23 protein-coding genes and 5 tRNA genes are annotated in these 26,961 nt (G+C 30.8%); 5 read left to right on the forward strand and 23 right to left on the reverse strand.

The features are described from left to right. Positions 1 to 244: 244 nt before the first annotated feature. Genes modB through L8X40_RS07120 form a run of 3 tightly spaced genes read right to left on the reverse strand, consistent with a single transcriptional unit; the run spans position 245 to position 3,931 of the window. Positions 245 to 922 (reverse strand): molybdate ABC transporter permease subunit, encoded by a 678-nt coding sequence (gene modB / locus L8X40_RS07110; protein ID WP_263667601.1) that lies wholly within the window; start codon positions 920 to 922, stop codon positions 245 to 247. Positions 923 to 956: 34 nt separating this feature from the next. Beyond that, on the reverse strand, positions 957 to 2,162 hold the full coding sequence (locus tag L8X40_RS07115) for a saccharopine dehydrogenase family protein (protein ID WP_263667602.1): 1,206 nt from the start codon (positions 2,160 to 2,162) through the stop codon (positions 957 to 959). Continuing rightward, entirely contained in the window at positions 2,159 to 3,931 is a 1,773-nt protein-coding gene (locus L8X40_RS07120) for a DUF262 domain-containing protein (protein ID WP_261545318.1), read from the reverse strand. Before L8X40_RS07120 ends, L8X40_RS07115 begins: the two co-directional genes overlap by 4 nt. A 442-nt stretch (positions 3,932 to 4,373) precedes the next feature. Here L8X40_RS07120 and putP point away from each other — a divergent pair, with 442 nt between their 5' ends. The 4 genes from putP to L8X40_RS07140 all read left to right on the forward strand — a co-directional run bounded on the left by putP (position 4,374) and on the right by L8X40_RS07140 (position 8,829). Continuing rightward, entirely contained in the window at positions 4,374 to 5,852 is a 1,479-nt protein-coding gene (gene putP / locus L8X40_RS07125; RefSeq protein ID WP_261545317.1) for a sodium/proline symporter PutP, read from the forward strand. Next, positions 5,853 to 6,833, forward strand: coding sequence for a putative transporter (locus L8X40_RS07130; protein WP_039668130.1), 981 nt, complete (start codon positions 5,853 to 5,855; stop codon positions 6,831 to 6,833). It abuts the gene before it with no gap. A gap of 78 nt (positions 6,834 to 6,911) precedes the next feature. Continuing rightward, positions 6,912 to 8,282 carry a hemolysin family protein gene (locus tag L8X40_RS07135; protein WP_261545316.1) on the forward strand — a complete coding sequence of 457 codons (1,371 nt, stop codon included), beginning with the start codon at positions 6,912 to 6,914 and terminating at the stop codon, positions 8,280 to 8,282. Positions 8,283 to 8,346: 64 nt separating this feature from the next. Then, entirely contained in the window at positions 8,347 to 8,829 is a 483-nt protein-coding gene (locus L8X40_RS07140) for a pyridoxamine 5'-phosphate oxidase family protein (protein ID WP_261545315.1), read from the forward strand. Positions 8,830 to 8,861: 32 nt separating this feature from the next. On the opposite strand, the gene fusA is transcribed toward L8X40_RS07140, so the two are convergent. The 20 genes from fusA to L8X40_RS07230 form a co-directional block, all read right to left on the reverse strand. Further along, entirely contained in the window at positions 8,862 to 10,937 is a 2,076-nt protein-coding gene (gene fusA, locus L8X40_RS07145; RefSeq protein ID WP_039617755.1) for an elongation factor G, read from the reverse strand. Positions 10,938 to 10,949: 12 nt separating this feature from the next. Further along, positions 10,950 to 11,420, reverse strand: coding sequence for a 30S ribosomal protein S7 (gene rpsG / locus L8X40_RS07150; protein WP_012661188.1), 471 nt, complete (start codon positions 11,418 to 11,420; stop codon positions 10,950 to 10,952). Positions 11,421 to 11,487: 67 nt separating this feature from the next. Beyond that, on the reverse strand, positions 11,488 to 11,871 hold the full coding sequence (gene rpsL / locus L8X40_RS07155; protein ID WP_012661187.1) for a 30S ribosomal protein S12: 384 nt from the start codon (positions 11,869 to 11,871) through the stop codon (positions 11,488 to 11,490). A 62-nt stretch (positions 11,872 to 11,933) separates the two neighbouring features. Then, positions 11,934 to 12,074 (reverse strand): hypothetical protein, encoded by a 141-nt coding sequence (locus L8X40_RS08615; RefSeq protein WP_141085245.1) that lies wholly within the window; start codon positions 12,072 to 12,074, stop codon positions 11,934 to 11,936. Between the two features lie 200 nt (positions 12,075 to 12,274). Then, the gene (locus L8X40_RS08620; RefSeq protein WP_412175586.1) at positions 12,275 to 12,373 is read right to left on the reverse strand and encodes a CatA-like O-acetyltransferase; all 99 of its coding nucleotides are present in this window, start codon (positions 12,371 to 12,373) and stop codon (positions 12,275 to 12,277) included. 159 nt (positions 12,374 to 12,532) lie between these two features. Then, complete coding sequence (rpoC, locus tag L8X40_RS07160) at positions 12,533 to 17,086, reverse strand: DNA-directed RNA polymerase subunit beta' (protein ID WP_087700294.1); 4,554 nt, start codon at positions 17,084 to 17,086, stop codon at positions 12,533 to 12,535. Beyond that, a complete protein-coding gene (gene rpoB / locus L8X40_RS07165; protein WP_087700306.1) occupies positions 17,079 to 21,212 on the reverse strand; it encodes a DNA-directed RNA polymerase subunit beta in 4,134 nt (1,377 codons plus the stop codon). Before rpoB ends, rpoC begins: the two co-directional genes overlap by 8 nt. 97 nt (positions 21,213 to 21,309) lie before the next feature. After that, positions 21,310 to 21,687, reverse strand: coding sequence for a 50S ribosomal protein L7/L12 (gene rplL, locus L8X40_RS07170; protein ID WP_012661184.1), 378 nt, complete (start codon positions 21,685 to 21,687; stop codon positions 21,310 to 21,312). 20 nt (positions 21,688 to 21,707) lie between these two features. Beyond that, positions 21,708 to 22,187: a 50S ribosomal protein L10 gene (rplJ, locus tag L8X40_RS07175; RefSeq protein ID WP_039617749.1), complete on the reverse strand. Its 480-nt coding sequence runs from the start codon at positions 22,185 to 22,187 to the stop codon at positions 21,708 to 21,710. Between the two features lie 154 nt (positions 22,188 to 22,341). Then, positions 22,342 to 23,043 carry a 50S ribosomal protein L1 gene (rplA, locus tag L8X40_RS07180; RefSeq protein ID WP_039617747.1) on the reverse strand — a complete coding sequence of 234 codons (702 nt, stop codon included), beginning with the start codon at positions 23,041 to 23,043 and terminating at the stop codon, positions 22,342 to 22,344. Between the two features lie 64 nt (positions 23,044 to 23,107). Beyond that, entirely contained in the window at positions 23,108 to 23,533 is a 426-nt protein-coding gene (gene rplK / locus L8X40_RS07185; RefSeq protein WP_012661181.1) for a 50S ribosomal protein L11, read from the reverse strand. 27 nt (positions 23,534 to 23,560) lie between these two features. Further along, positions 23,561 to 24,094, reverse strand: coding sequence for a transcription termination/antitermination protein NusG (gene nusG, locus L8X40_RS07190; protein WP_087684660.1), 534 nt, complete (start codon positions 24,092 to 24,094; stop codon positions 23,561 to 23,563). Position 24,095: 1 nt separating this feature from the next. After that, positions 24,096 to 24,278, reverse strand: coding sequence for a preprotein translocase subunit SecE (gene secE, locus L8X40_RS07195; protein ID WP_039617745.1), 183 nt, complete (start codon positions 24,276 to 24,278; stop codon positions 24,096 to 24,098). A 16-nt stretch (positions 24,279 to 24,294) separates the two neighbouring features. Next, positions 24,295 to 24,370, reverse strand: a tRNA-Trp gene (locus tag L8X40_RS07200). Between the two features lie 21 nt (positions 24,371 to 24,391). Further along, positions 24,392 to 24,550 carry a 50S ribosomal protein L33 gene (gene rpmG, locus L8X40_RS07205; RefSeq protein WP_039617743.1) on the reverse strand — a complete coding sequence of 53 codons (159 nt, stop codon included), beginning with the start codon at positions 24,548 to 24,550 and terminating at the stop codon, positions 24,392 to 24,394. 39 nt (positions 24,551 to 24,589) lie between these two features. Next, on the reverse strand, positions 24,590 to 25,789 hold the full coding sequence (gene tuf / locus L8X40_RS07210; protein ID WP_039617742.1) for an elongation factor Tu: 1,200 nt from the start codon (positions 25,787 to 25,789) through the stop codon (positions 24,590 to 24,592). A 65-nt stretch (positions 25,790 to 25,854) separates the two neighbouring features. Continuing rightward, positions 25,855 to 25,929, reverse strand: a tRNA-Thr gene (locus tag L8X40_RS07215). Between the two features lie 105 nt (positions 25,930 to 26,034). Next, positions 26,035 to 26,111, reverse strand: a tRNA-Gly gene (locus tag L8X40_RS07220). A gap of 7 nt (positions 26,112 to 26,118) precedes the next feature. Beyond that, positions 26,119 to 26,204, reverse strand: a tRNA-Tyr gene (locus L8X40_RS07225). Positions 26,205 to 26,251: 47 nt separating this feature from the next. Then, positions 26,252 to 26,327, reverse strand: a tRNA-Thr gene (locus L8X40_RS07230). A gap of 92 nt (positions 26,328 to 26,419) precedes the next feature. Between L8X40_RS07230 and yaaA the strand changes: the two genes are divergently transcribed. Continuing rightward, positions 26,420 to 26,961 (forward strand): YaaA family protein (gene yaaA / locus L8X40_RS07235; protein WP_263667603.1); only part of this gene is annotated, 542 nt, incomplete at its 3' end.

A 26,961-nucleotide genomic window follows, 5' to 3' on the forward strand; every position in this document is an offset into this window, starting at 1 on the left:
GAGGAGGCTGCGAATATTTGCTTATAACATGTAGTAGAGTTTTTAGTAAAAATGAAAATAAGTTATTATAAAAAATGTGGGAATTTTGTGTCAAATATAAAGAAAATAATATTTTAAATATAGATAATAAATAAGAAAGTAAAAGAAAAACAAATAATTAAAGATAAAATATGATTAGATAAATTTATGATCAAAATATATGAAAACAATAATATTGATTATATTGTAAGATAATATAAATATATTATCTTTTTTGTTTATTAAGAAGATTCACACTTAGTAAAACAATAAAACTAAAAATTAAAAGTATGAGACTATAAATATGAGCTGTGATAAAATCTAAATTTTCCATACTTTCATATATAGCAATACTAGCCACTTTTGTTTCTCCGCTTAAAGAACCACCTATCATTAATACTATACCAAACTCACCCATAGTATGTGCAAAACTTATTACCAAAGCACTGAGTATAGCTGGTTTGATACTAGGTAAGATTACTTTTAAAAGTGTAATGAAAGAATTTTTTCCTAAAGAAAAACTAGCTTCTATAATATTTTTAGAAATCATAGACATTGCATTATATAAAGGATTAAACATAAAAGGTAAAGAATAAATACAACTTGCTATCACCAAACCTTCAAAGGTAAAAGCTAAGGTGATATTAAAGTGTTTCTCTAAAAATTCTCCAAAAAAAGAGTATTTTGAAAATAAAATCAATAAGTAAAAACCAACAACAGATGGTGGTAAAACCAAAGGTAAGGTTATTATAGTTTCTAGAATTTTTTTTGCTCTAAATTGCTTAAAAGTAAAAACCCAAGCAAGGGGTATGCAAAAACAAAACAAAATTATACAAGTAATAATAGAAAGTTTTATGGAAACTAAAAAAGGTGTCCAATCTATGCTTAATAATAATTGTGTCATTATTAAAACTTTCTCAAGTCAATAAGACTTGAGATTATTTTCCCAAATTTGGCTCCATTTCTATAATTTTCCAAGGAAGTCCTTGAGTATTCAACTCATCCATAAAAGGATTAGCGTCAAATTCTTCCATGTTAAACACACCTTTTCCTTGCCAAATTCCTTTAGCGATTAGCTTTGTTCCTATCATTGCAGGAACTCCAGTAGTATAACTCACAGCTTGCGCTCCAGTTTCTTTAAAGCATTCTTCGTGATTACAAACATTGTAAATATAAACTTGTCTATCTTTTCCATTCTTTACACCACGAATCACACAACCTATATTAGTATAACCTTTGGTGCGAGGGCCTAAACTAGCAGGATCAGGAAGTAAGGTTTTTAAAAATTCTATTGGTATTATTTCTTTACCTTGATGCATAATAGGTTTAATACCCAGCATACCAACATTTTCAAGACATTTCATATGAGTTAAATAACTTTGTCCAAAAGTCATAAAAAATCTTATTCTTTTTAAACCTTTGATATTTTTTACTAAGCTTTCAAGCTCTTCATGATAAAGTAAATAACTATCCTTTACCCCTACTTCAGGATAATCCCACTCCATTTTTATTTCCATAGGTTCAGTTTCTATCCATTTTCCATTTTCCCAGTAACGACCTTTAGCAGAAACTTCTCTTAAGTTAATTTCAGGATTAAAATTAGTTGCAAAAGCATAGCCATGATCGCCTGCATTACAATCTAATATATCTATATAATGAATTTCATCAAATAAATTTTGCTGTGCATAAGCGCAAAATACATTAGTAACACCTGGATCAAATCCACTACCTAAAAGTCCTAAAATTTCTGCTTGTTTAAACTTATCATTTCTTGCCCATTGTTCTTTATATTCAAATTTAGCTAAATCAGGATGTTCATAATTTGCAGTATCTACATAGTGGATGTTAGTTTGAATACACGCATCCATTAAAGTAAGATCTTGATAAGGTAAAGCCACATTTAATAAAATTTCAGCTCCTGTTTTTTTGATAAGTTCTACAACAGCAGCAGTGTCATCTGCATCTATTTGCTCAGTTTGAATTTCTATACCTAAACGCTCTTTTATAAAAGCTGCTATTTCATCACATTTACTTTTGGTTCTACTTGCTAGAGTTATTTTGCTAAAGACATCACTATTCATTGCACATTTTACAGTCGCAACACGGCTTACACCACCTGCACCTATAATCAAAAGATTTTTCATTTATTTTCCTTTATTTTTATACTAAATAATTTTTCTATTTCATTACAAAACCATTTTCGTCTATTTTTCATTGAATCTTCATTCCATTGTGTTATTTCTTTTTTTTCATAATTGTTTATAATTATTTGAGTAATTAAAAAAGAGCTTTGCTTTTTATCTTTTCCCTCGCCTTTGTAAATTTCTATTTTTTTATCAAATGGTTTATTACCAGCATCTATATTTTTTTTATCTTTTAATAATGTTAAATTACAACAGCTATTTAAATAATTATCAGCAATCTCTTTATTTATATGAGGATAAAATTTTTCATATGATTTTGGTAATATATGTTCTATATGAGCTTGTTCTAAATCAATAAATTCTCTTTGTTCGCTATCATCTTGATTATATTCTATTAAAATCAGTAATGGTTTAATCCATTTATTATGATTATATATATCTTTATTTAATATATTTTCCACAGCTTTCTTTTCTACTTCGTCTTTATTATATTTATTTACTAAAATTTCATTTATTTCTAATATATCTTTATTGTCTTTTATCATATTTATTAATTGAAAAGAGATTTGTTTTATTTTTGATAAAGTGTAACCAGCAATCCAATATAAATAATAAAATTTTCTAAGTAAAATTAACAATTTTAAATGATCTTTATATTTGGTATGCAAAGAAGTCATTATAACTGCTATAGGATGTATTGTCCATGGTAAATACCAAAAAGAATTTACAATTTTGTTATTATTATTAAACAAATCATTTACATATTCATCACAAAAATTTTTAAATTCATCAATAATTTCTTTAGTTGTTTTTCCTTTGAATTGATTTTCTAATTCTACATGCAATGATTTTTTAGGATTACTACCTAGCAAGAAATACCCAAATAATGTAAACATATTTTCCATAGATATCTTTTGGTAATCACCTGTTTTGGATAATATAGTTTCAATTTCTTTCCAAACCATAATAAACGAATTTTCTTCGTTTTTAGCGTATTGCAAATCATCTTTATTTTCTTCGTATATTTTATTTATTAAAATACTTTTAATTAAGTCTAATTGGGTTAAATCAAGACCCCTATCATTAATCGTTTGAAATAATTTAATTGCGGTATTTAAATTACTACAAATAATTTTAATCAATAACACTTTATTAAAAAGATAATTAACAAAGTTATTAATTTCATCTTGATTTATATCTAATAAGCATTTTAATTTTTCATAAATTATCACAGCTGTATTTTTATATTTAAATTTAGGGTCATCTAGTTTTATTTCTTTTTTACTAGGTTTTTTAAAACTTTGTATATTATTATTATTATTATTATTTAAAAATAATAAATCAAAATCGTTTTTATATTGTGGATTTTGTGAAAATTTTAATCTTTGAAAATGATTGTTTATGTATATACATTGTTCAATTCTTTGTATGTTTATATCATCTGGATTTTTGTATTCTTCATTGATATTTTTAAAACAATCTCTCAAAACACAAAATAATATCATTAATGTAGTAATTCTTTGTTGCCCATCAATTACTTCATATTCATAATTATCACTTGATTGTTTTGTAACAACTATAGAGCCTAAAAAATAATTTTCCCCTTCATCATACTGGTTATTTTTATATGCTTCATATATATCATCAAATAATTGTTCAACCTGCTCATCTTCCCATTTATATGGTCTTTGATAATTTGGTATTTTGTAAATATTATTACTACTAAATATATCTACAATAGATTTACTATCTACTTCAAATTCTTTCATATTAAACAACCTTTTTTCATAAAAAATTAAAATTCAGATATTATTATACAATATTTATTAAAACATAAAAAAGAACTTTGTTTTTAATTTTTTAGTATTAAATTATACAATAGCAATCTTTTTATACACTATAATTATTTAAATATTATCTTTAATTAATATAAAATTTTAGCAAAATTTCATTTACTGAAATTAATTTAAGTATAAATTCAACTACTACTTTCGTTAAACGTCGTAATTTTACTTTTGGTTAAGATAAATATATTTTAATTGTTATCGTAGATTAATCTCATCTATATACAAAATATTTTCGATAAAAAATAATATTTTAGATATTTACATCATTTAAATATATTTTAAATTATAAAAATAATATTTTTATAATGTTTTTTTAAAATAAAACAAGTAAAATGATAGTTTTTTAAATTTTTTAAGGACACTTATGAATTTACAAAGTGTAGAACTTTCTTATCCTATTGTTATTACTTTTATTGCCTATGCATTTTTAATGCTTTTTATAGGTTTTTATTTTTACAAAAAAAATCAAAACAGTAAAGATTATTTTGTTGGTAATGCCTCCATGGGGCCGGTAATATCTGCCTTAAGTGCAGGTGCTTCTGATATGAGTAGTTGGCTTTTAATGGCTTTTCCTGGTGCTTTATATGCAGCTGGTTTAGGACAAATTTATATAGCTATAGGCTTAAGTTTTGGTATGTTTTTAAACTGGACCTTTGTTGCTAAAAGATTAAAGATTTTTTCTCAAATAGCCAAAGAATGCATTACAATTCCTGATTTTTTTGAAAGTCGCTTTCATGATGATAGGCATATTTTAAGAAGCATTTGTGCAATAGTTATTTTGGTATTTTTTACTATTTACATCAGCGCTGGATTAGTAAGTGGTGCTAAGCTTTTTGAAAGTGTATTTAATTTACCTTATATTTTTGCCTTAAGCATTGGATTTTTAGTTGTTGTTTTATATACTTTTTTAGGTGGCTATAAAGCCGTATGTTGGACTGATATGATACAAGGACTTTTAATGATGAGTTCATTAATCATCATTCCTTTTGTAATGATTTTTGAACTTGGTGGCTTTGGCGAAGCCTTTTCTACTATAAATGATGTAAAGCCCCAAGCCTTTGGCCTAGACGGTGGTGGTTGGTTGGTCGTAGTATCAACCCTGGCATGGGGACTTGGTTATTTTGGCCAACCTCACATTTTAATTCGCTTTATCTCTATAAAAAATGTAAAAGAAATTCCTACTGCAACTTTTATAGGCATAACTTGGATGGTAATTTCTTTATTTGGTGCTGCTATGATAGGATTTTTAGGTATTGCTTATATAGCTAAATTTAATCTTACTTTAAATGACCCTGAAAGAATATTTATCGTAATGTCTCAAGTGCTTTTTAATCCTTGGGTGGCAGGAATTTTACTCAGTGCGATTTTAGCAGCTATTATGAGTACTGCAAGTTCTCAACTACTAGTGTGTGCTTCTAGCTTGGTGCAAGATTTTTATACACAAATCTTAAAAAGAAAAACAAATGATAAAAATATTACTTTATTATCACGTCTAGGTGTTTTAGCTGTTGCTTGTGTAGCTTTTGTACTTTCACTTGATACACAAAGTCAAATTTTAAGTATAGTTTCTTATGCTTGGGCAGGTTTTGGAGCTAGTTTTGGAAGTGTTATTTTATTTTCTTTATTTTATAAAAATATGAGTAAAGAAGGTGCGATAGCTGGAATGGTTAGTGGAGCTTTAACCGTTATATTTTATAAACATTTTGGTTCAAATTTTATAGCAATTTATGAAATCATTCCTGGATTTTTAGTTGCAAGTTGTTTTATTGTGATTTTTAGTATAATTTTTAAAGCAAAAAAACATACAATAAAACACTATGAAAAAATGTTAAAAGAAATTTAAATGTTTAAATCTTTTTTTTACTCAAAAAAATGGGCGTTGTGGGCTTATTTGGGTTTGTTTTTTTTACTAGCTTCTTTACTTGCTCAAACTTCCATTAATGTTGCAATAAATGAATGGTATAAGGAATTTTATGATGTTTTACAAGATGCGAAAAATCATAGCATAGATGACTTTTATCATTTTATTAAACAATTTTTATATTTAGCATTACCTTATGTATTAATCGCTACTATCACGCAGTATTTTGGAAGTATTTATGCCTTTAAATGGCGTGAGGCTATGACTTTTGATTATATTAAATTTTGGCAAAAAAAAGATGATAACATAGAAGGTAGTTCACAAAGAATTCAAGAAGATATTTATAATTTTTCAAAAATCATAGAAAGCTTAGGATTGGCTTTTGTTAAGGCAATTATGACTTTAATTGCTTTTGTGCCAATTTTGTGGATGTTAAGCGCGCATGTTAATTTACCTATCTTAAAAGACATTAATGGCTCTTTAGTATGGATTGCATTTTTGGTTTCTTTAGGAGGTCTTGTTATATCATGGTTTGTTGGCATTAAATTACCTGGTCTTGAATATAATAATCAAAAAGCTGAAGCTGCTTTTAGAAAAGAACTTGTTTTTGCTGAAGATGATAGAAAAAATTATGCGAGTGATGAAAGTATTTTAAGTTTATTTACTGGACTTAAAATCAATTATAAAAGATTATTTTTGCATTATGGGTATTTTAATATATGGCTTTATTTATTTGAGCAAATCATGGTTATAGTGCCTTTTTTAATCATGGCTCCAAGCTTGTTTTTAGGACTTATACAACTTGGGATTATCATACAAGTTGGCAATGCTTTTGATCAAGTTAGATCTTCATTTAGTATTTTTATCACCAATTGGACAACTATCACACAATTGCGTAGCATTTATAAACGTTTAGATGAATTTGAAAAAAATATTGAATATAGAAAACATAAATTAATTTAAAATATATCATTTATTTTAAGCTAATTTTATAGTTTTGATTTGATATAATTTTGCAAAAATTTTATTAAAGGAGTTTTTTTGGACCCCAGTCAATCTTTAGACTTAAATCAAACATTACCCGCTGTTGCCTCAATTGATGTAGGCTATTCTACTTTTATGATTCTTGTTGCATTAGCTTTAGTGCTTTTAAATGGATTTTTTGTTTTATCTGAATTTGCTATTGTTAAAGTACGTAGATCAAAACTTGAAGAAATGGTAAAAGAAAAAAAACGTAATGCAAAAAAAGCTTTAGAGGTAACCTCAAAGCTAGATACTTATTTAAGTGCTTGCCAACTTGGTATTACGCTAAGCTCTCTTGCTCTTGGTTGGATAGGCGAGCCTGCTATTGCTAAAATTCTTGAAGTTCCTTTGGCAAATTTAGGCTTAGCTCCGGCATTAATTCATACTATAGCATTTGTTATCGCTTTTGCTATTATCACATTATTACATGTTGTATTAGGTGAGTTAGTTCCAAAAAGTGTTGCTATAGCTATTGCAGATAAAGCTGTTTTATGGATTGCAAGACCATTGCATTTATTTTGGTTGCTTTTCTTACCTTTTATCAAAACATTTGACTTTTTAGCTGCAATTTCTTTAAAAGTTATAGGTATTAAACCTGCTAAAGAACATGAATTAAGCCACTCTGAAGAAGAAATTAAATTTATTGCAAGTGAAAGCCAAAAAGGTGGAGTTTTGGATGAGTTTGAAACCGAAATCATACGCAATGCTGTTGATTTTTCAGATACAGTAGCAAAAGAAATCATGACACCTAGAAAAGATATGATATGTCTTAACAAGCAAAAAAGCTATGAAGAAAATATGCAAATAGTTTGTCAGTACAAACACACACGCTTTCCATATATAGATGGTTCTAAAGATATCATTTTGGGTATGGTGCATATTAGAGACATCATGCAAAATGAACTTGGCAAAGATAAGAAAAATTTAGATGATTTTTTAATCAAAATGATCTTAGTTCCAGAAAATATCAGCATATCCAAAGTTCTTTTCATGATGAATAAAGAACAAGTACACACAGCATTAGTAGTAGATGAATATGGTGGCACAGCCGGTCTTTTAACCATGGAAGATATTATGGAGGAAATCGTTGGTGATATTAACGATGAGCATGATGATTCTAGTCCACATTTTAAAAAACTAGCAGAAAACATTTATGAATTTCAAGGAAGATATGAAATTAGTGAAGTAGAAGAAATGCTTGATATACGCTTTAATGAAGAACTAGAGCAAGTCACTATAGGTGGATATGTTTTCAATCTCTTAGGACGCTTACCGGTAGTTGGAGATAGAATAGAAGATGAATTCTGCTACTATGAAGTCAAAAAGATGGATGGAAATAGTATAGAACGCATTAAAGTTGTACGCAAAAATACTGATGAAGAAGAGTGACAAACTCTTCTTTTTACTCTCATACGGTTCTCAATCTTATCCATTTAACCTACAAGGAAAATATATGCAATTACATGATGAAATTAATCAATTTATGCAAGAACACAAAAGCATTATGATATCTTCTTTAAATTTAAACAATCAAACAATATGCTCATACGCACCTATTATAAAAATTAAAAATGACTTTTATATTTATATTAGTGAAATTGCTGAACATTTTGAAGGAGTTAAACACAATAATAAAAACATAGAAATTATGTTTATAGAAGATGAAAAAGACTGCATGTCAATCTTTGCAAGAAAAAGACTTAAATTTAGAATAGAATGTATAGAAATAACAAGAGATAATCAACTCTTTGAGCAAGTATTAAATACTTATGAAAATGAAAGCAATAAAGAAGTAATCCAAGTCATTAAAAATATGCAAGATTTTCATTTATTTCAACTTATACTGAAAAATGGAAGATATGTTAAAGGTTTTGGAAAAGCATATGAAATTAATGAAGGAGTAATTAATTTAATTAATTCAAAAGGACATAAATAATTCAAGATGAGCAATAAGCTCATCTTGATAGATTAACCGTTTCTTTTTTTGATAATTTCTTCAGAAACATTTTTTGGAACTTCATCATAGTGATCAAATTCCATAGAATAAGTAGCACGGCCTTGAGTTTGACTTCTAAGATCGGTTGAGTAACCAAACATCTCAGCCAAAGGACAAAATGCTGTAATAATTTTATTACCACCTCTTTCATCCATTGAATTTACTTGACCACGGCGTTTATTTAAATCACCAATAACATCACCCATGTATTCTTCTGGAGTTTCAACTTCAACTTTCATCATAGGTTCTAAGATTACAGCACCTGCTTTTCTAGCGCCTTCTTTAAAGCCCATAGAAGCTGCAAGTTTAAACGCCATTTCAGAAGAATCCACTTCGTGGTAACTTCCGTCATAAACAGTTACTTTAACATCTTCAACAGGATACCCTGCTAAAACACCGTTTTGTAATGCTTCTTGAACACCTTTATCAACCGCTGGAATATACTCTTTTGGAATTACCCCACCTTTGATATCATTTACAAACTCATAACCACTACCTGGCTCAAGTGGCTCAAGTCTTAAGAATACATGACCATATTGTCCACGACCACCTGATTGTTTAGCGTATTTGTATTCTTGCTCAACTGTTTTTCTAATAGTTTCACGGTAAGCAACTTGAGGTTGACCAACTTCTGCTTCAACTTTAAACTCGCGAAGCATTCTATCAACGATAATTTCTAAGTGAAGCTCGCCCATACCTGAGATGATAGTTTGACCACTTTCTTCATCTGTTGAAACTCTAAAGCTTGGATCTTCTTGAGCTAATTTATTTAAAGCAATAGACATTTTTTCTTGATCTGCTTTTGTTTTAGGCTCAACAGCAACTGAAATAACAGGATCTGGAAAGTCCATTCTCTCTAAAATAACCTTATCTTTTTCACTTGCTAAAGTATCACCAGTTAGCGTGTCTTTGAGGCCAACGACTGCTCCAATTTCTCCTGCATATAAAGTTTTAATCTCTTCTCTTTTATTAGAGTGCATTTTCAAAAGACGACCAATTCTTTCTTTTTTATCTTTTGTTGAGTTGTACGCATAAGAACCACTTTCTAAACTTCCTCTATACACACGAACGAAGGTTAATTGTCCAACAAAAGGGTCGGTCATAATTTTAAATGCAAGACCTGCAAATTCACCATCATCGGTTGATTTTACAGAAACTTCTGTACCATCTTCATATTCACCTTTGATATTAGCAACTTCATCAGGAGCTGGCAAATAAGCAACAACAGCATCAAGCAATGGTTGAACACCTTTGTTTTTAAAAGCCGTACCGCAAAGCATAGGAACCATAGAAAGACTTAAACATCCTGCTTTAATACCTGCTTTGATTTCTTCTTGAGTAAGCTCTTCACCGCCTAGGTATTTTTCCATTAACTCATCGCTTGTTTCAGAAACTGCTTCTATCATTTTTGTACGATATTCTTCAGCCTTTTCTTTAAGTTCAGCTGGAATTTCTTTTTCTACATAATCAGTCGGCTTGTTTTCATCTTCCCATACCAAAGCCTTCATAGTGATAAGATCAATCACACCTTTGAAGTTATCTTCAGCACCAATTGGAATTTGAAGTGGAACTGGGTTGCCTTTTAAGCGATTTTTAATTTGCTCTTCTACGTTAAAGAAATTTGCACCAATTCTGTCCATTTTATTTACAAAAACAATTCTTGGAACACCATATTTATTAGCTTGTCTCCATACAGTTTCTGATTGTGGTTGAACTCCACCTACTGAACAAAATACCGCAACAGCGCCATCTAAAACACGCATTGATCTTTCAACTTCGATTGTAAAGTCAACGTGGCCTGGAGTGTCTATAAGGTTGATTTGGTGATTTTTCCAAAAACAAGTTGTAGCAGCAGAAGTAATTGTAATACCTCTTTCTTTTTCTTGCTCCATCCAGTCCATTGTAGCTGCACCATCGTGCACCTCACCAATTTTATGACTCATACCTGTAAAGAAAAGAATTCTTTCACTAGTAGTTGTTTTACCTGCATCAATATGAGCTGCGATACCTATATTTCTAACTCTTTTTAAAGGAGTACTTCTTGACATATTTTACTCCTCTTACCAGCGATAATGAGCAAATGCTTTATTAGCTTCTGCCATTTTATAAGTATCTTCTTTCTTCTTAAATGAAGCACCTTTACTATTAGCTGCATCTAGTAATTCAGCTGCTAATTTTTCAATCATAGTTCTTTCACTTCTTTTTCTAGCAAAAGAAATAATCCATCTTATAGCTAAAGCTTGTTGTCTAGCTGGGCGTACTTCTACTGGCACTTGATAAGTAGCACCACCAACACGACGAGATTTAACTTCTAATAAAGGCTTAATATTTTCAATAGCATCATTAAAAATTTCTATGCCTTTTTTCTCTCCACCTTTTTTATCAATAGCTTCTAAAGCACCATACATAATAGTAGTAGCTGTGCTTTTTTTACCATCATACATTAAAGAATTAATGAATTTTGTGATTACTTTGTTTCCATAAATCGGATCTGGCAAGACTTCTCTTACCGGAGCTTTTCTTCTTCTCATAATTTTCCTTCAAATTTATAATTTTACTCAAACAAAATCAAATCTAACGGATTTGTCTGCAATCTTATTACTTAGCTGCTGCTTTAGGGCGTTTTGCACCATATTTAGAACGAGAAACAGTTCTTTTTGCAACACCTGCGGTATCTAAGGCACCACGAACAATGTGATACTTAACACCTGGTAAGTCTTTTACCCTACCACCACGCACTAAAACAATGCTGTGTTCTTGTAGGTTGTGACCTTCACCACCGATATAACTAATAACTTCAAAGCCACTTGTAAGTCTTACTTTGGCAACTTTTCTTAACGCTGAGTTTGGTTTTTTAGGAGTTGTTGTATAAACCCTAGTACAAACTCCCCTTCTTTGTGGGCAATTTTTAAGCGCTGGTGATTTAGATTTTTCTAAAACTTTTTTGCGCTCTTTTCTAACCAATTGATTTATGGTTGGCACAGTAATTCCTTTCATTAATAAAATAATAAACTTTAGATAATATCTAAATTTTACTTATAAAATTATAAACTATTAAGGTTTTCTTGGAGTTTTTCTAAAAACAAATGAATGCGATAAGCATCATTAGTGACATGATTAACATTAATACCAAAAGGAATGAGAAATTTTTTATTTTCTTTTATAATTTTTCCTCTTGTTGTAATAGGAAAGAAATATTAAAAGATTATCTATAAATTCCTTTAAAAACATACTTTTATTGTTTTTTATTAATTGTTTATTCTCTTCATATAAAGATAAAAAATAATTTATTTTTATAGAAAATCTAAAGAACAAAAAAGTCTTAGAGTCCTTATAACATAGTATAAGAAAGATGGATAGTATCATAATATATTAGTTGTTTATTTTAATCTAAACTAAATTTAAAATTATCAAAAGCATTTATACTTTTACTAATAGTATGAATAAAACAAGGATAGAATTTATAAATTATTGTTTTTAACAAAATAGCAAAAAGAATTAATATTTAATTTAACTCAAGCAAACAAGAAATATTTTGAGTATAAAAATTAAAATGTTCTTTTCTTTTATATTGTTCTAAATCAATTATTTTAAACATAAATACTTTAAAAAAAATCCTAGCAAAATTGCTAGGATTAAAAAATTAATTTTGTTGCTTAAGCTTTAAATTTTGATCCCCATAAAGACCTGTTCCAACAGGAATCATACGACCTAAGATGACATTTTCTTTTAGATCTTCAAGGTAATCAAATTTACCTGCAATACTTGCTTCTGTTAAAACTTTTGTTGTTTCTTGGAATGAAGCAGCCGAAATTACACTATCACTTCCAATAGCTGCTCTTGTAACCCCAAGCAATACAGGCTCAGCCACAGCAGGTTCACCACCATATCTTAAAATTCTTTCATTTTCTTCTCTGAATTTTCTTCTTGAAACCAAATCACCTACAATAAAGTTTGTATGACCACTATCAACAATTTTTACTTGTCTTAGCATTTGTGATACAATAATTTCAATATGCTTATCAGAAATCACAACACCTTGACCACGATAAACTTGCTGAATTTCAGAAATAAGATAATAATGCAATGCTTTTTCACCTAAAATTCTAAGCACATCATGACTTGAAATAACCCCATCAGTTAATTTCTCACCTGCATGAATAAATTCACCATCTCTTACCTGAATGCGTTTTGATTTATCAATCAAATACTCCGCACTACTTCCATCTTCTGCTTGGATGATAATTCTTTCTTTTGATCTTAAAGGTTTATCAAATCTAACAACCCCGTCAATCTCAGCCACAACAGCAGTGTTTTTCGGCTTTCTTGCTTCAAACAATTCAGATACCCTTGGAAGACCTCCAGTAATATCTTTTGACTTAGCTGCTGCCTTTGGAGTTTTAGCTAAGATATCAGCTTGTTTAACCTTATCACCATCATTTACATAAATAACAGTTTTTGGTTCAAGTTGATAACGTACTACTTTATCATTTTTACCTATGATTAACAATGCAGGACGCACCCCACTTGGTAAATACTCATTAATTACAAGTGATCTTTTGCCAGTTGCCTCATCAATTTGCTCATCAGCACTATAACCTGACTCAATATCTTCAAAATTAATTGTACCTGCAACTTCTGCAATTACAGTATTATTATACGCATCCCATTCAGCAATGATAGTTTTATCTTCTTTGCTTGATTTTGCTATGATGGTTTTAGGATTATCTACAAAAGCACTATCGTCAAATTCAATCACAGATTCTCTTGGTATATAATGTCTTTTTGCTTCTCTATCATTTTCATCAGCAATAACAACAAAAACACCTTTTTCTTTAACCACATCGCCTTTTTTGAGATTTCTAATTCTATCTAAACCATCCCCTTTAAGCATATAAAACTTCAAAGTACCTTTTGCACCAGCTATAATATCTTGAGTGATAGGATCTCCATCTTTTACTAGCAATTCACTCGCATAAGGGATACGATTTGGTATATTCCAACCTTCTTTGATTACTTCTACAATACTTTCATTTTCAGCTACTTCATCACCATCACTATATGGAATATATAATTTACCTTCGATATTACCACTTACACCTGCAAGCTCATTAGCTTTAGCTAAGTCATATTTTCTTAATATAAATTTAGCTTCATTATTTTTTGCTTTAACGCTAACAACCACATCTTCATACGCATGTTCAATATGGATAGTTCCCTTAAATGGAGCTTTTATTTTTGGCTCAACAAGTAAAATAGCAGCATTGCGGTGATTAGCCACTATAGTTTTACCTTGTCTATCTTCATAGGTATTAAGATTATAGAATCTTACAAAACCTTCTTTGTGTGCTACTACTTGGCGATCTTGTAAATCTGTACTAGCAGTACCACCACTGTGGAAAGTTCTTAGTGTAAGCTGCGTTCCTGGCTCGCCGATTGATTGAGCAGATATAATACCTACAGCCTCACCTGGCTTAACTAATTTGCCCTCACCTAGGTTAATACCATAGCATTTAGAACATACACCTTTTTTAGCTTTACAAGTAATAGGAGTTCTAATACTTACACTCTTTACGCCACTTTCAACAATAATTCTAGCCTTTTCCTCATCTACTAAAGTACCTTCTGAGAATAAAATTTCATTAGTAATAGAATCAATAATATTCTCAGCTAAAACTCTTCCTAAAATTCTTTCTTCTAAGGTTTCAATTACAACACCATCTGCAGTGATTTCATTAATCTCAACACCCTCATGTGCACCGCAATCTTCCATTGTAACTTTTACATTTTGCGCAACATCAATAAGCTTTCTTGTCAAATAACCTGCATTTGCTGTTTTTAACGCTGTATCTGCAAGACCTTTTCTAGCACCGTGAGTTGAAATGAAATATTCAAGAACGTTTAGTCCTTCACGGAAGTTTGAAATAATCGGTGTTTCAATAATAGAACCATCAGGTTTAGCCATAAGACCCCTCATCGCAGCAAGCTGTGAAATTTGAGCTGCTGAACCCCTAGCACCAGAATCTGCCATCATATAAATAGAGTTAAACCCTTCTTTGTCTTTTTTAATTAACTCCATCATATCTTTTGATAAGACATTATTAGTACTTTTCCAAATATCAATAATCTTATTATATCTTTCGCCTGAAGTAATCAAACCTAAATTATATGAATTTTGGATTTCTCTTACTTGTTTTTTAGCTTCTTCTATACTTTTTTGCTTTTGATCAGGCACAATAATATCAGCAATTGAAATAGAAATACCCGCTTTTGTTGCATATTCAAAACCAAGATCTTTTAGTTTATCTAAAAAGCTAGCACTTACTTCAAGGCCACCTTCTTTATATACATAATCAACCAAAGCCGCAATATCTTTTTTCTTCATGACTTTATTCCACATATTTTCAGGAACAAAATCAGGTAAGATAGACTTAATAATCAATCTACCTGCAGTTGTTGTGATTTTTCTACCATCAACCACACTTCTAATACTTGCATGAATATCTAAAGATTTTGCTTCTAGGGCAATCATAACCTCTTCAATACCTGTACAAATTTTATGCTCACCTTTAGCACCATCTTTTTCTAAAGATAGATAATAAATCCCCAAAACCATATCTTGAGAAGGCACAGTCACAGAACGACCACTTGCTGGAAGCAAGATATTCATAGATGAGAGCATTAATACTTTACATTCAGCTATTGCTTCTTGAGATAAAGGCACATGCACAGCCATTTGGTCCCCATCAAAGTCAGCATTAAACGCTGCACATACTAATGGATGAAGTTGAATTGCTTTACCCTCTACAAGAACCGGATGGAAAGCTTGGATGGAAAGCTTATGCAAGGTTGGAGCACGGTTAAGCATTACAGGATGACCTTTAACAACCTCTTCTAAACACTCCCAAACTTCGTTGGTTTTATTTTCTATCATTTTTTTAGCTTGTTTTACAGTGGTAGCATAACCTTTTTCTTCAAGCTTAGCTAATAAATGTGGCTTAAATAATTCTAAAGCCATTTTTTTAGGTAAACCACATTGATCCATTCTAAGTTTTGGCCCAACAACAATAACGCTACGACCTGAAAAATCCACCCTTTTACCAAGTAGATTTTGTCTAAAACGACCTTGTTTACCTTTGATAATTTCACTTAAAGATTTTAATGGACGTTTATTTGCACCTTTAACCGCATTTGCTCTTCTACCATTATCAAATAAAGCATCAACTGCTTCTTGTAGCATTCTTTTTTCATTTCTAATGATAATTTCAGGCGCATCAAGCTCCATAAGTCTTTTTAAACGCGTATTTCTATTGATAACTCTTCTGTATAAATCATTCACATCAGAAACTGCAAATTTTCCACCATCTAAAGCAACCAAAGGTCTTAAATCAGGTGGTAATACAGGTAAATTTGTAATCATCATCCACTCAGGACGATTAGGTACCACTTCATCAATATTTGTATTACTATTTAAATTACTATTTAAGAAATTTTCTACCACTTTTAAGCGTTTAATGATAGTTTTTTTCTTTGCCTCTGAATTAGTTGCTGCAATATCTTCTTTTAATTTATTTAAAAGCTCAACAAGATCTAAATTTGCTAGTAAATCTCTAACAACTTCGCCACCCATTCTAGCCCTAAATCCACTACTTTCATAGCGTTGCATTAAATTTAAATACTGCTCTTCATTCAATACATCGCAAAATTCAACTTTTTTAGTATTTTCATTATCATAGTATGCATCACCTGGATTTTCTACTATATATGCTTCATAATACAATACACGCTCTAAATCTTTCATCTTTACACCAAGCAAAGTACCGATACGACTTGGTAATGAATTTACATACCAAATATGAGCTACTGGTGTAACTAATTCAATATGCCCCATTCTTGAACGACGTACTTTAGAACTAGTAACTTCAACACCACATTTTTCACACTTAATGCCTTTAAAGCGCATTTTTTTATACTTACCACAAAGACATTCATAATCTCTTACTGGTCCAAAAATTTTAGCACAAAAAAGCCCGTCTCTTTCAGGCTTTAAAGTTCTATAATTAATCGTTTCTGGTTTTTTTACTTCCCCATAAGACCATGATTTGATTTTTTCAGGACTTGCAAGTCTTAATTGAAAAGCTTCAAAGTCTCTAGGTCTGCCATCTTCTTTTATTTCGATAGGTTTAAATTTACTCATTATTCTCATCCTTATCAAAAATCTCAACATCTAAAGCAAGAGATTTTAATTCATTTGTAAGTACAAAGAATGTTTCTGGAATACCTGTTGCTGGAACATTCTCACCTTTTGTTAAAGCTTTATAAGCACTAAATCTACCTTCAACATCATCAGATTTTATGGTTAACATTTCCCTTAAAGTATGAGCTGCTCCATAAGCTTCAAGAGCCCAAACCTCCATCTCACCAAATCTTTGTCCACCAAATAACGCTTTACCACCAACTGGTTGTTGTGTTACAAGACTATAAGGTCCGGTGCTTCTTGCGTGAACTTTTTCATCTACTAAGTGGTGTAGTTTAAGCATATACATACACCCAACATGCACACGCTCTGCCATTTTTTCACCAGTTCTTCCATCATAAAGTTCACTTTTTCCATCCATAGCTATTTTAGCCATTTCAAAAAGCTTACCAAATTCTTCAACCGTTACACCTTCAAATACAGGAGTAGCAAATTTTACTCCTTTAGCCCAATCTCTAGCATAAGAAATAAGTTGCTCATCATTTAAAGTTTGCACAAATTTCTTTTCTAGCTCAAGTCTAGATACACTACAAATTTCAAGAATTTTTTCACGTAATTCTTTTACAAAATCTTTTTGTTTTCTATCAAAAATTTCTTGAATTTGATCACCTAGTCTCATACCAACAATCCCTAAGTGACTTTCAAGAATTTGTCCTATATTCATACGGCTTGGAACCCCTAGAGGATTTAAAGCTATATCAATAGGTCTTCCATCAGGTAAATATGGCATATCCACTTCTGGAACGATATTAGATACAATACCTTTATTTCCATGGCGCCCTGCCATTTTATCTCCAACTTTTAATTTTCTCTTGGTTGCAATATAAACTTTAACAAGTTTTACTACTCCACTTGGTAAAATATCATCTTTTTCTAAAATTTCTAATTTTTCATCATGCTCAGATTTAAGTTTTTTCTTCTCATTTTGGAAGTGATTTTTTAAATCATCGTATTCTTTTTGCACATCTTTAGAATAAGCCTTAACTAAAGAATTTAATGCAAAACGATTAATTTTTTCTAGTTCTGTAATTTCTATTTTAGAACCTTTTTTATACTTAACACCATTTATTTCTTCATCTGAATTTAAAGGCGACTTAGAAAGCAAAGAACAAACTCTTAAAGTTTCTTCTCTATCCATCATTAAAAGTCTATCATGGTGTTCTTTTTCAAGGTTTAATTTTTCATCATCATAAGCTTTTATAGCACGTGCATCTTTTTCATAACCTTTTTTAGTAAAGATTTTTACATCTACAACAACACCTTCTAATGAAGCAGTTGCATATAAAGATTTATTTACAACATGTCCTGCTTTTTCACCAAAAATGGCTCTTAATAATCTTTCTTCAGGTGTAGGTTTTACCTCTCCCTTAGGTGAAACCTTACCTACCAAAATCATACCAGGTTTGATATGAGTTCCTATTTTAGCAATACCACTCTCATCAAGATGTGCCAGATCCTCTTCTTTTACATTTGGAATATCTTTTGTAATTTCTTCTACGCCATCTTTAAGTTCTCTAGCCTCTACTTCTTTTTCATAAATATGAACACTAGTAAAAGTATCTTCGCGTAAAATTTTCTCACTAATTACAATAGCATCTTCATAGTTATACCCATGCCATGGCATAAATGCGATTAAGGCATTTTTACCAATAGCAAGTTCACCTTGATCCATACTTGGACCATCTGCAATGATTTGACCTGCTTGAACAAATTCGCCTTTTTTCACAATCGGATGTTGGGTAAAAGTTGTATTTTGGTTAGTTCTTAAATTTTTTTCCATTTTATAATGATCAATAAATGGTCCATTTTCGTCTTCACCCAAAATGAAAATATTTTTATTATCAACTTTTTCTACAATCCCCGCTCTTTTAGCTTTAATAGCTTCCCAAGCATCGCGTGCAATGATTTTTTCCATACCAGTACCCACTATAGGTGCTTGTGCAGTTAGTAAAGGCACTGCTTGACGTTGCATGTTTGAACCCATCAAAGCTCTGTTTGCATCATCATGCTCTAAGAATGGGATTAAAGATGCCGCAACCCCTACTATCATACCTGAACAAAGGTCAATCAAATGCACTTCTTCTCTTCTTGCTAAGATAGTTTCACCATCTTGTCTTGCTTCAACAAATTCTTCAACAATATTGCCTTTTTCATCAATTTTAGTTGAAGCCGCTGCGATCACTAAACCTTCTTCTTGAGTAGCGGTTAAATAAATAATTTCATTGCTTACTTTACCATTTTCTACTTTCTTATAAGGTGCTTCAACAAAACCCAAATCATTTACTTTAGCATAAGTTGAAAGTGTATTAATCAAACCGATATTTTGACCTTCTGGGGTTTCAACAGGACAAATTCTTCCATAATGCGTTGCATGGACATCACGCACTTCAAAACCTGCTCTTTCTTTTACTAAACCACCCTCACCAAGTGCAGATAAACGACGCTTGTGAGTTACTTCACTCAATGGGTTTGTTTGATCCATAAATTGAGATAATTGACCACCGGTAAAAAATTCCATAATTGTTACAGTAATTGTTTTAGGATTGATCAAATCATAAGGCATTACTTTATCAATATCTGCATTTAAAGCCGTAAATTTATCTCTAATAGATTTTTGCATTTTAGCAAGACCTACATGAAGTTCATTAGCTAAAAGCTCTCCAATTGATCTAATACGGCGATTACCTAAATGGTCTCTATCATCAATATGCCCTCTACCATTTTTTACTTTAATTAAATATTTTGCAGTTTTTACTATGTCTTCATTAGTTAAAACTGTAACATATTCAGGTGTGTCTAAACCTAATTTATGGTTCATTTTCATACGACCGACTTTTGTTAGATCATATCTTTCAGGATTAAAAAATAAATCATTCACAAAAGCTTTTGCAGCATCTTTTACTACAGGCTCGCCTGGTCTCATCACTTTATAAATTCTAATAGCTGCTAAATCATTTTCATCTTCTATATTTTCTGTTTGTTTTAATAATTTTAAAGTTTCATTATCTTGAATAAAAGAATTAATAATAGCAGCATCTACTCCATTAGCTAAATCGTTTGCAATATCAAACTGCTTTTCTTCTTTAATTTTTGCTAATTTTCCTTCATCTAATAGTGTTAAAGAATCATATAAAACTTCACCGGTTTCTTTATTAATGATAGGATTAGCTAAATATCTATTTGTTAAAATTTCAACTGGATATTCAACCCATTTAACACCATCTTTTACAAGCTGTTCAGCCTTTTTCTTTGTCATTCTTTTACCAGCTTGATGAATTACATTACCTTTTTCATCTTTTAAATCATATTCAACTCTATCTAAAAAGTCATTTGGATTAAATTCAGTTAAGAATTTATCTTTTTTTACATGAATAGTTTGTATAGGGTAGAATAATTTTATAATATCTTGTTTTTTATAACCAAGTGCTCTAAATAAAATTGTAATAGGCACTTTTCTTCTTTTATTGATACGTACATAAAGTACATCTTTAGCATCATATTCAAAATAAAGCCAAGAACCACGATCTGGTATAATTTGAGCTGTATATACTAATTTATTTGCAACAGTAGAACTTTCTTCTTCTTTGAAAATAACACCTGGACTTCTATGAAGTTGATTAACTACAACCCTTTCTACTCCATTGATAATAAAAGAAATTCTATCTGTCATTAAAGGAATTTCTCTAATATAAATTTCTTGTTCTTTAATATCTTTTATACCAATTTTTTCACCCGTTTTTTCATCTTTTTCATGTAAAGTTAAACGGATTTTCATTTTTAAATTTACAGAATAAGTCAAACCTCTTTCCATGCACTCTCTAATAGTGTATTTAGGCTTACCTACTTCACTACTTACATATTCTAAACTTAATCTATTTTGCGGATCATGGATTGGAAAGATAGATTTAAATACTTTTTCAATTCCGCTTTCTGAATTTTTTGCATCTAAATTTAAAAAATAATCAAAACTCTTTTTTTGTAATTGTAATAAATTTGGAATGTCTATTTGTTGTGGAACATTCGAGAAGTCTATTCTTAAACGATTTCCTGATTGTGAATTTAACATATTATTATACCCCATGGTAAAAGTATTGAAAGAAAGAATCCTTAATTAAAGGAAAACAAGAAAGGATATACAATCCTTTCTTTTAAAAAACAAAAAATTATTTAAGCTCAACCTTAGCGCCAGCTTCTTCAAGTTGTTTTTTAGCTTCTTCAGCTTCAGCTTTGCTAACACCTTCTTTAAGAACTGATGGAGTTTGCTCAACTGCATCTTTTGCTTCTTTTAATCCAAGACCAGTTAAAGCACGAACAACTTTAATTACGTTAATTTTTTTATCACCGCCATCTTGTAATACGATATCAAATTCAGTTTTTTCTTCAGCAGCACCGCCAGCAGCACCTGCAACAGCAGCACCTGCAACCATAACTGGAGCAGCAGAAACACCAAATTTTTCTTCAAATTCTTTTACTAATTCTGAAAGCTCAAGAACACTTAGGTTAGAAATAAATTCTAATACATCTTCTTTAGTAATTGCCATTTTTTATCCTTTTTATAATTTTATTCAGCTTCTTTTTTTTCTTTTAATGCATTTAATCCAATTGTAAAATTGGTGATTGGTGCATTCCAAACTTGCAAAAGCATAGCAAGTAATTCATTGCGAGAAGGCATTTTAGCTAAAGCTTTAACTTTATCTACAGAAGCAACTTCGCCTTCGATAAATGCAGTTTTGATCTCAAATGCTTGATTAGCTTCGCTAAATTTATCAGCAACTTTTGAAACATTTAATTGGTCTTCACCCCAAAGATAAATATTAGTATCTTTAAGTTCCATTCCATCTTTGCCGGCATTTTTAAGAGCAATACTTGCTAAAGTATTTTTAATAATTTGAACCTTAACATCCATTTCTCTCGCATTATTTCTTAACTCTTCAAGTTTTTTAGTGTTTAAACCCTTATAGTTACAAACTACAACAGCTTCACTAGCTTTAAAACCTTCTTCAAGTTTAGAAACAAGTTCAACTTTTTGGCTTTTAGTCATCTTTACTCCTTTCCGACCGGTGATTTCAAGCAGAGCAGAAAATCTAATTAAGTCCTAGGACCTCGGCTATCTCCAATCTAAGATAAAAATTAGATAAAATAAAAGTTATTATCTTATCTAATTTTTATTAATGAGAGTAAAACTCTCATTAATTTTATTTTGTATCAAGTAATTCTTGAGTATCAAGAGAAAGAGAAGGACTCATAGTTAAAGAAAGACTAGCATTTTTAATATATCTTCCTTTTGCAGCTGCTGGTTTGTGTTTATTAATAGCTTTTACAAATGCTGTCATATTTTCTTTTAATTGCTCTTGAGTAAAGCTAACTTTACCTAAACCTGCATGGATATTTCCTTGTTTATCAACACGGAAGTTAACTTGACCATTTTTAGCATTATTTACAGCTTGTGCAACATCCATTGTCACAGTACCTGTCTTAGGATTTGGCATCAAACCTTTAGGCCCTAAAATACGACCTACTTTACCAACTAAACCCATTAAATTTGGAGTAGCAATTAAGACATCAAAATTCATATTTCCTTTTTGAATTTCTTCAACTAAATCATCACTACCAACTATATCAGCACCTGCATTTTTTGCCTCATCAGCTTTTGCATCTTTTGCTATAACAGCAACACGCACTTTTTTACCTGTACCACAAGGTAAAACTACACTACCTCTTACCATTTGATCTGCATGTCTTGGATCAACATTTAATTTTAAAGCAATTTCAACCGTTTCATCAAATTTAGCAGAAGCAAGAGTTTTAACTGTGCTTATTGCTTCATCCATTAAGTAATTTTTATTTGAATCAATTTTTTTTAATAATTCTGTAAATCTTTTAGTATTTTTAGACATTAATTTTTCTCCGCATTTTATATAAAGTGCTACCGCCTTTTTAAACTCTTGGCGGTAAAGAGTATTAATCTACGATTTCAACACCCATAGAACGAGCAGAACCCATAATAATCTTAGCAGCTTGCTCTCTATCTTTTGTGTTCATATCAGCTATTTTTTTATCAACAATTTCTAAAACTTGTGCTTTAGTTAATTTACCTACTTTGTTTTTTAAAGGATTGTCCGCACCTTTAGAAATACCTGCAGCTTTTTTGATTAAATCTGTAGCCGGTGGTTGTTTTGTGATAAATGTAAAGCTTTTATCTGCATAAACAGTAATAACAACTGGAATATTAAAACCAGCCATATCTTTTGTTCTTTCATTAAATGCTTTACAAAATTCCATAATATTAACACCTTGTTGACCTAAAGCAGGACCAACTGGAGGTGATGGATTAGCCTTAGTAGCAGCTATTTGTAATTTTATTTCTCCTACGACTTTTTTAGCCATAACCTTTCTCCTTTACTTGCTATATTATCAAACTATTTTTTCAACTTGAGAGTATAAGATCTCTACTGGAGTTGATCTACCAAATATTGAAACATTTAGCTTTAAAACTCCTCTAACCATATCATATTCCTCTACAATACCAACAAAGTTTGCAAAAGGACCTTCGGTTATTCTTACACTTTCTTCTTTATCAAATGAAATTTTAGGTTTAGGTGCTGCTTTATTTTTCACCTTTTCTAAAATAAGATTGATATCTTTTTCACTTAATGGGGTTGGTTTTTTACTTTCCCCTATAAAACGACCAACTTTTGGCAAAGATTGAATTTTATGCCAAAGTTCTGTTGATAAGTCAATATTGGCAAATACATAGCCTGAATATAAACTTCTTTCGCTTATTTTTTCTTTACCATTTTTAAATTCGATCACATCTTCAGTTGGAACAATCACTTCTAGCAATTGCTCTTGAATTCCATGATCTCTAACTAAATTTTCTATGGCTCTTTTTACAGCCATTTCACTACCTGCATAAGTTTGAATTGCATACCATTTATGATTCATTATTTTATCCTATAATCTTAGATAATGAAAATGACATAATCAAGTCAACCAATGCTAAAAATAATGAAACAACAGTAACAACTACAAAAACTGTAATATAAGCATTTCTAACTTGCTCTTTTAAAGGCCAAATAACTTTTGATAATTCGGCTTTTGACAATTTAAAATAAGTTATTAGTTTTTCCATATTTTACCTTATTTTGTGGCAGGGCAAGAGGGATTCGAACCCCCAACCATCGGATTTGGAATCCGGCGCTCTACCGTTGGAGCTATTGCCCTAAGGGCTTTTATATAAAAGCCTTAACTTTTTAATTTAACTTCTTTATGAACTGTATGTTTTTTTAATCTTGGGCAATATTTTTTTAATTCTAATTTTTCAGTTGTATTTTTACTATTTTTAAAAGTACTGTAATTAATATCACCGCACTCTTCACATTTCAAGCCAACTTTAATTCTCATTTTTATTCCTTAAAAAGCGAGATAAAATCTCGCTTATGATTATTTAATAATTTTAGATACAACACCTGAACCAACAGTACGGCCACCTTCACGGATAGCAAAACGAGTACCTTCTTCAAGTGCAACTGGTGCAATAAGACTTACAGTAATTCTAACATTCTCACCTGGCATAACCATTTCAACGCCTTCTGCAAGTTGGATAGAACCAGTAACATCTGTTGTTCTTACATAGAACTGTGGTCTATAGTTATTAAAGAATGGAGTGTGACGACCACCTTCATCTTTATTTAAAATATAAACTTCTGCTTCAAAGTCAGTATGTGGAGTAATTGATTTTGGCTTAGCAAGAACCATACCACGAAGAACATCTTCTTTTTTAGTACCACGTAGAAGAACACCTACGTTATCACCTGCTTCACCTTGATCCATTTCTTTTCTAAACATTTCAACACCAGTTACTGTAGTGCTTTGTGTTTCTCTAATACCAACGATTTCAATAGTGTCACCAACTTTAACAACACCTTTTTCAATTCTACCAGTAACAACTGTACCACGACCTGAAATTGAGAATACGTCTTCAATTGGCATTAAGAAATCTTTATCTGTATCACGAGCTGGAGTTGGGATATACTCATCAACTGCTGCCATAAGATCTAGGATTTTTTTAGACCATTCACCATCTTGTCCAGCTTTTGCTTCTTCAAGAGCTTGTAAAGCAGAACCTGAAATAATTGGAGTGTCATCCCCTGGGAAGTCATAAGAACTTAATAGTTCTCTAATTTCCATTTCAACTAATTCTAATAATTCAGCATCATCAACCATATCAGCTTTATTCATAAAAACAACGATATATGGTACACCTACTTGACGAGAAAGTAAGATGTGCTCTCTAGTTTGTGGCATTGGGCCATCTGCAGCAGAAACAACAAGAATAGCACCATCCATTTGAGCAGCACCAGTAATCATGTTTTTAACATAGTCAGCGTGGCCTGGGCAGTCTACGTGAGCATAGTGACGATTTTCTGTTTCATACTCAATGTGAGAAGTTGCAATAGTAATACCACGCTCTTTTTCTTCAGGAGCATTGTCGATATTATCATAATCTTTAAGCTCAGCCAAACCTCTTCTTGAAAGAACAGCAGAGATAGCAGCTGTTAAAGTAGTTTTACCGTGGTCAACGTGACCAATAGTACCAATATTTACGTGAGGCTTATTACGTGAAAATTTTTCTTTAGCCATCTTTTTCCTCCATATAAAATTTACAAACAAATACTAATTTATGTTTTATAATCTTTTGAAATCAATGGAGCTCATAGCGGGACTTGAACCCGCGACCTCTCCCTTACCAAGGGAGTGCTCTACCTCTGAGCCATACGAGCGCTCAGAAAAATTAAAAACATAAATTATAAAATTTTGGAAATTGAAACTGCTAGAAATTCTGAATTTAAAAAACAGCTCCCAGTTTCACTCTACCAAAATTAGGTTGGAGCGGGAAACGGGACTCGAACCCGCGACCCTCAGCTTGGAAGGCTGATGCTCTAGCCAACTGAGCTACTCCCGCAAAGCAATGGTGGTGAGTCGTGGATTCGAACCACGGAAGGCGAAAGCCAGCAGATTTACAGTCTGCCCTCGTTGGCCACTTGAGTAACTCACCATGAATAAAAATGCTTTTTATTTCTGGTCAAACACTGCTATTAACAATGGAGCTGGTTAAGGGACTTGAACCCCCGACCTGCTGCTTACAAGGCAGCTGCTCTACCAACTGAGCTAAACCAGCAAAAAATAAAGTTGAATTATAATGTAATTTTGAATTAATGTCAAGTGTTTTAAATAATTTTGTATAATTTTTAAAAAAATAAAGGATTAAATATGAAAATTTTATTTTCACCCAGCGAAGGCAAAAACAAAACAAGCATGCAAACTTGTATAAATGAAAACTCTTTTGTTTTTATTAATTTATATAGTAAAAGATTAGAAGTGCTTACAAAATATAAAAATCATATAAAACAATGCAATGAAGGCGAACTTGAAAAGTTTTTTGGTATAAAAGATAAAAATGAAATGCAAGAATTAATTCAAGATATTTTAACAAAAGATACAATTAAAGCTATCCAAAGATACAATGGAGTTGCTTTTGATTATTTAGACTATGAAAATTTAAGTGAGATTTCAAAAAAATACATAGATGAGAATGTTTTGATATTTTCTAATCTTTTTGGTCCTATTTTAGCAAAAGATTTAATACCTTATTATAAATTAAAACAAGGAGAGAAAATTAAGGATTTTAATATAGAAAAATTTTATAAAGATAATTTTTCTAATGAAGTTGATAAATTTTTAGAAAATGAATTAATAATCGATCTTAGAGCTAAATTTTATGAAAAATTTTACACCATTAAGCAACCCTTTAT

It is taken from the genome of Campylobacter sp. CNRCH_2013_0855 (genome assembly GCF_025773025.1).
GTDB classification, from domain to species: domain Bacteria; phylum Campylobacterota; class Campylobacteria; order Campylobacterales; family Campylobacteraceae; genus Campylobacter_D; species Campylobacter_D jejuni_C.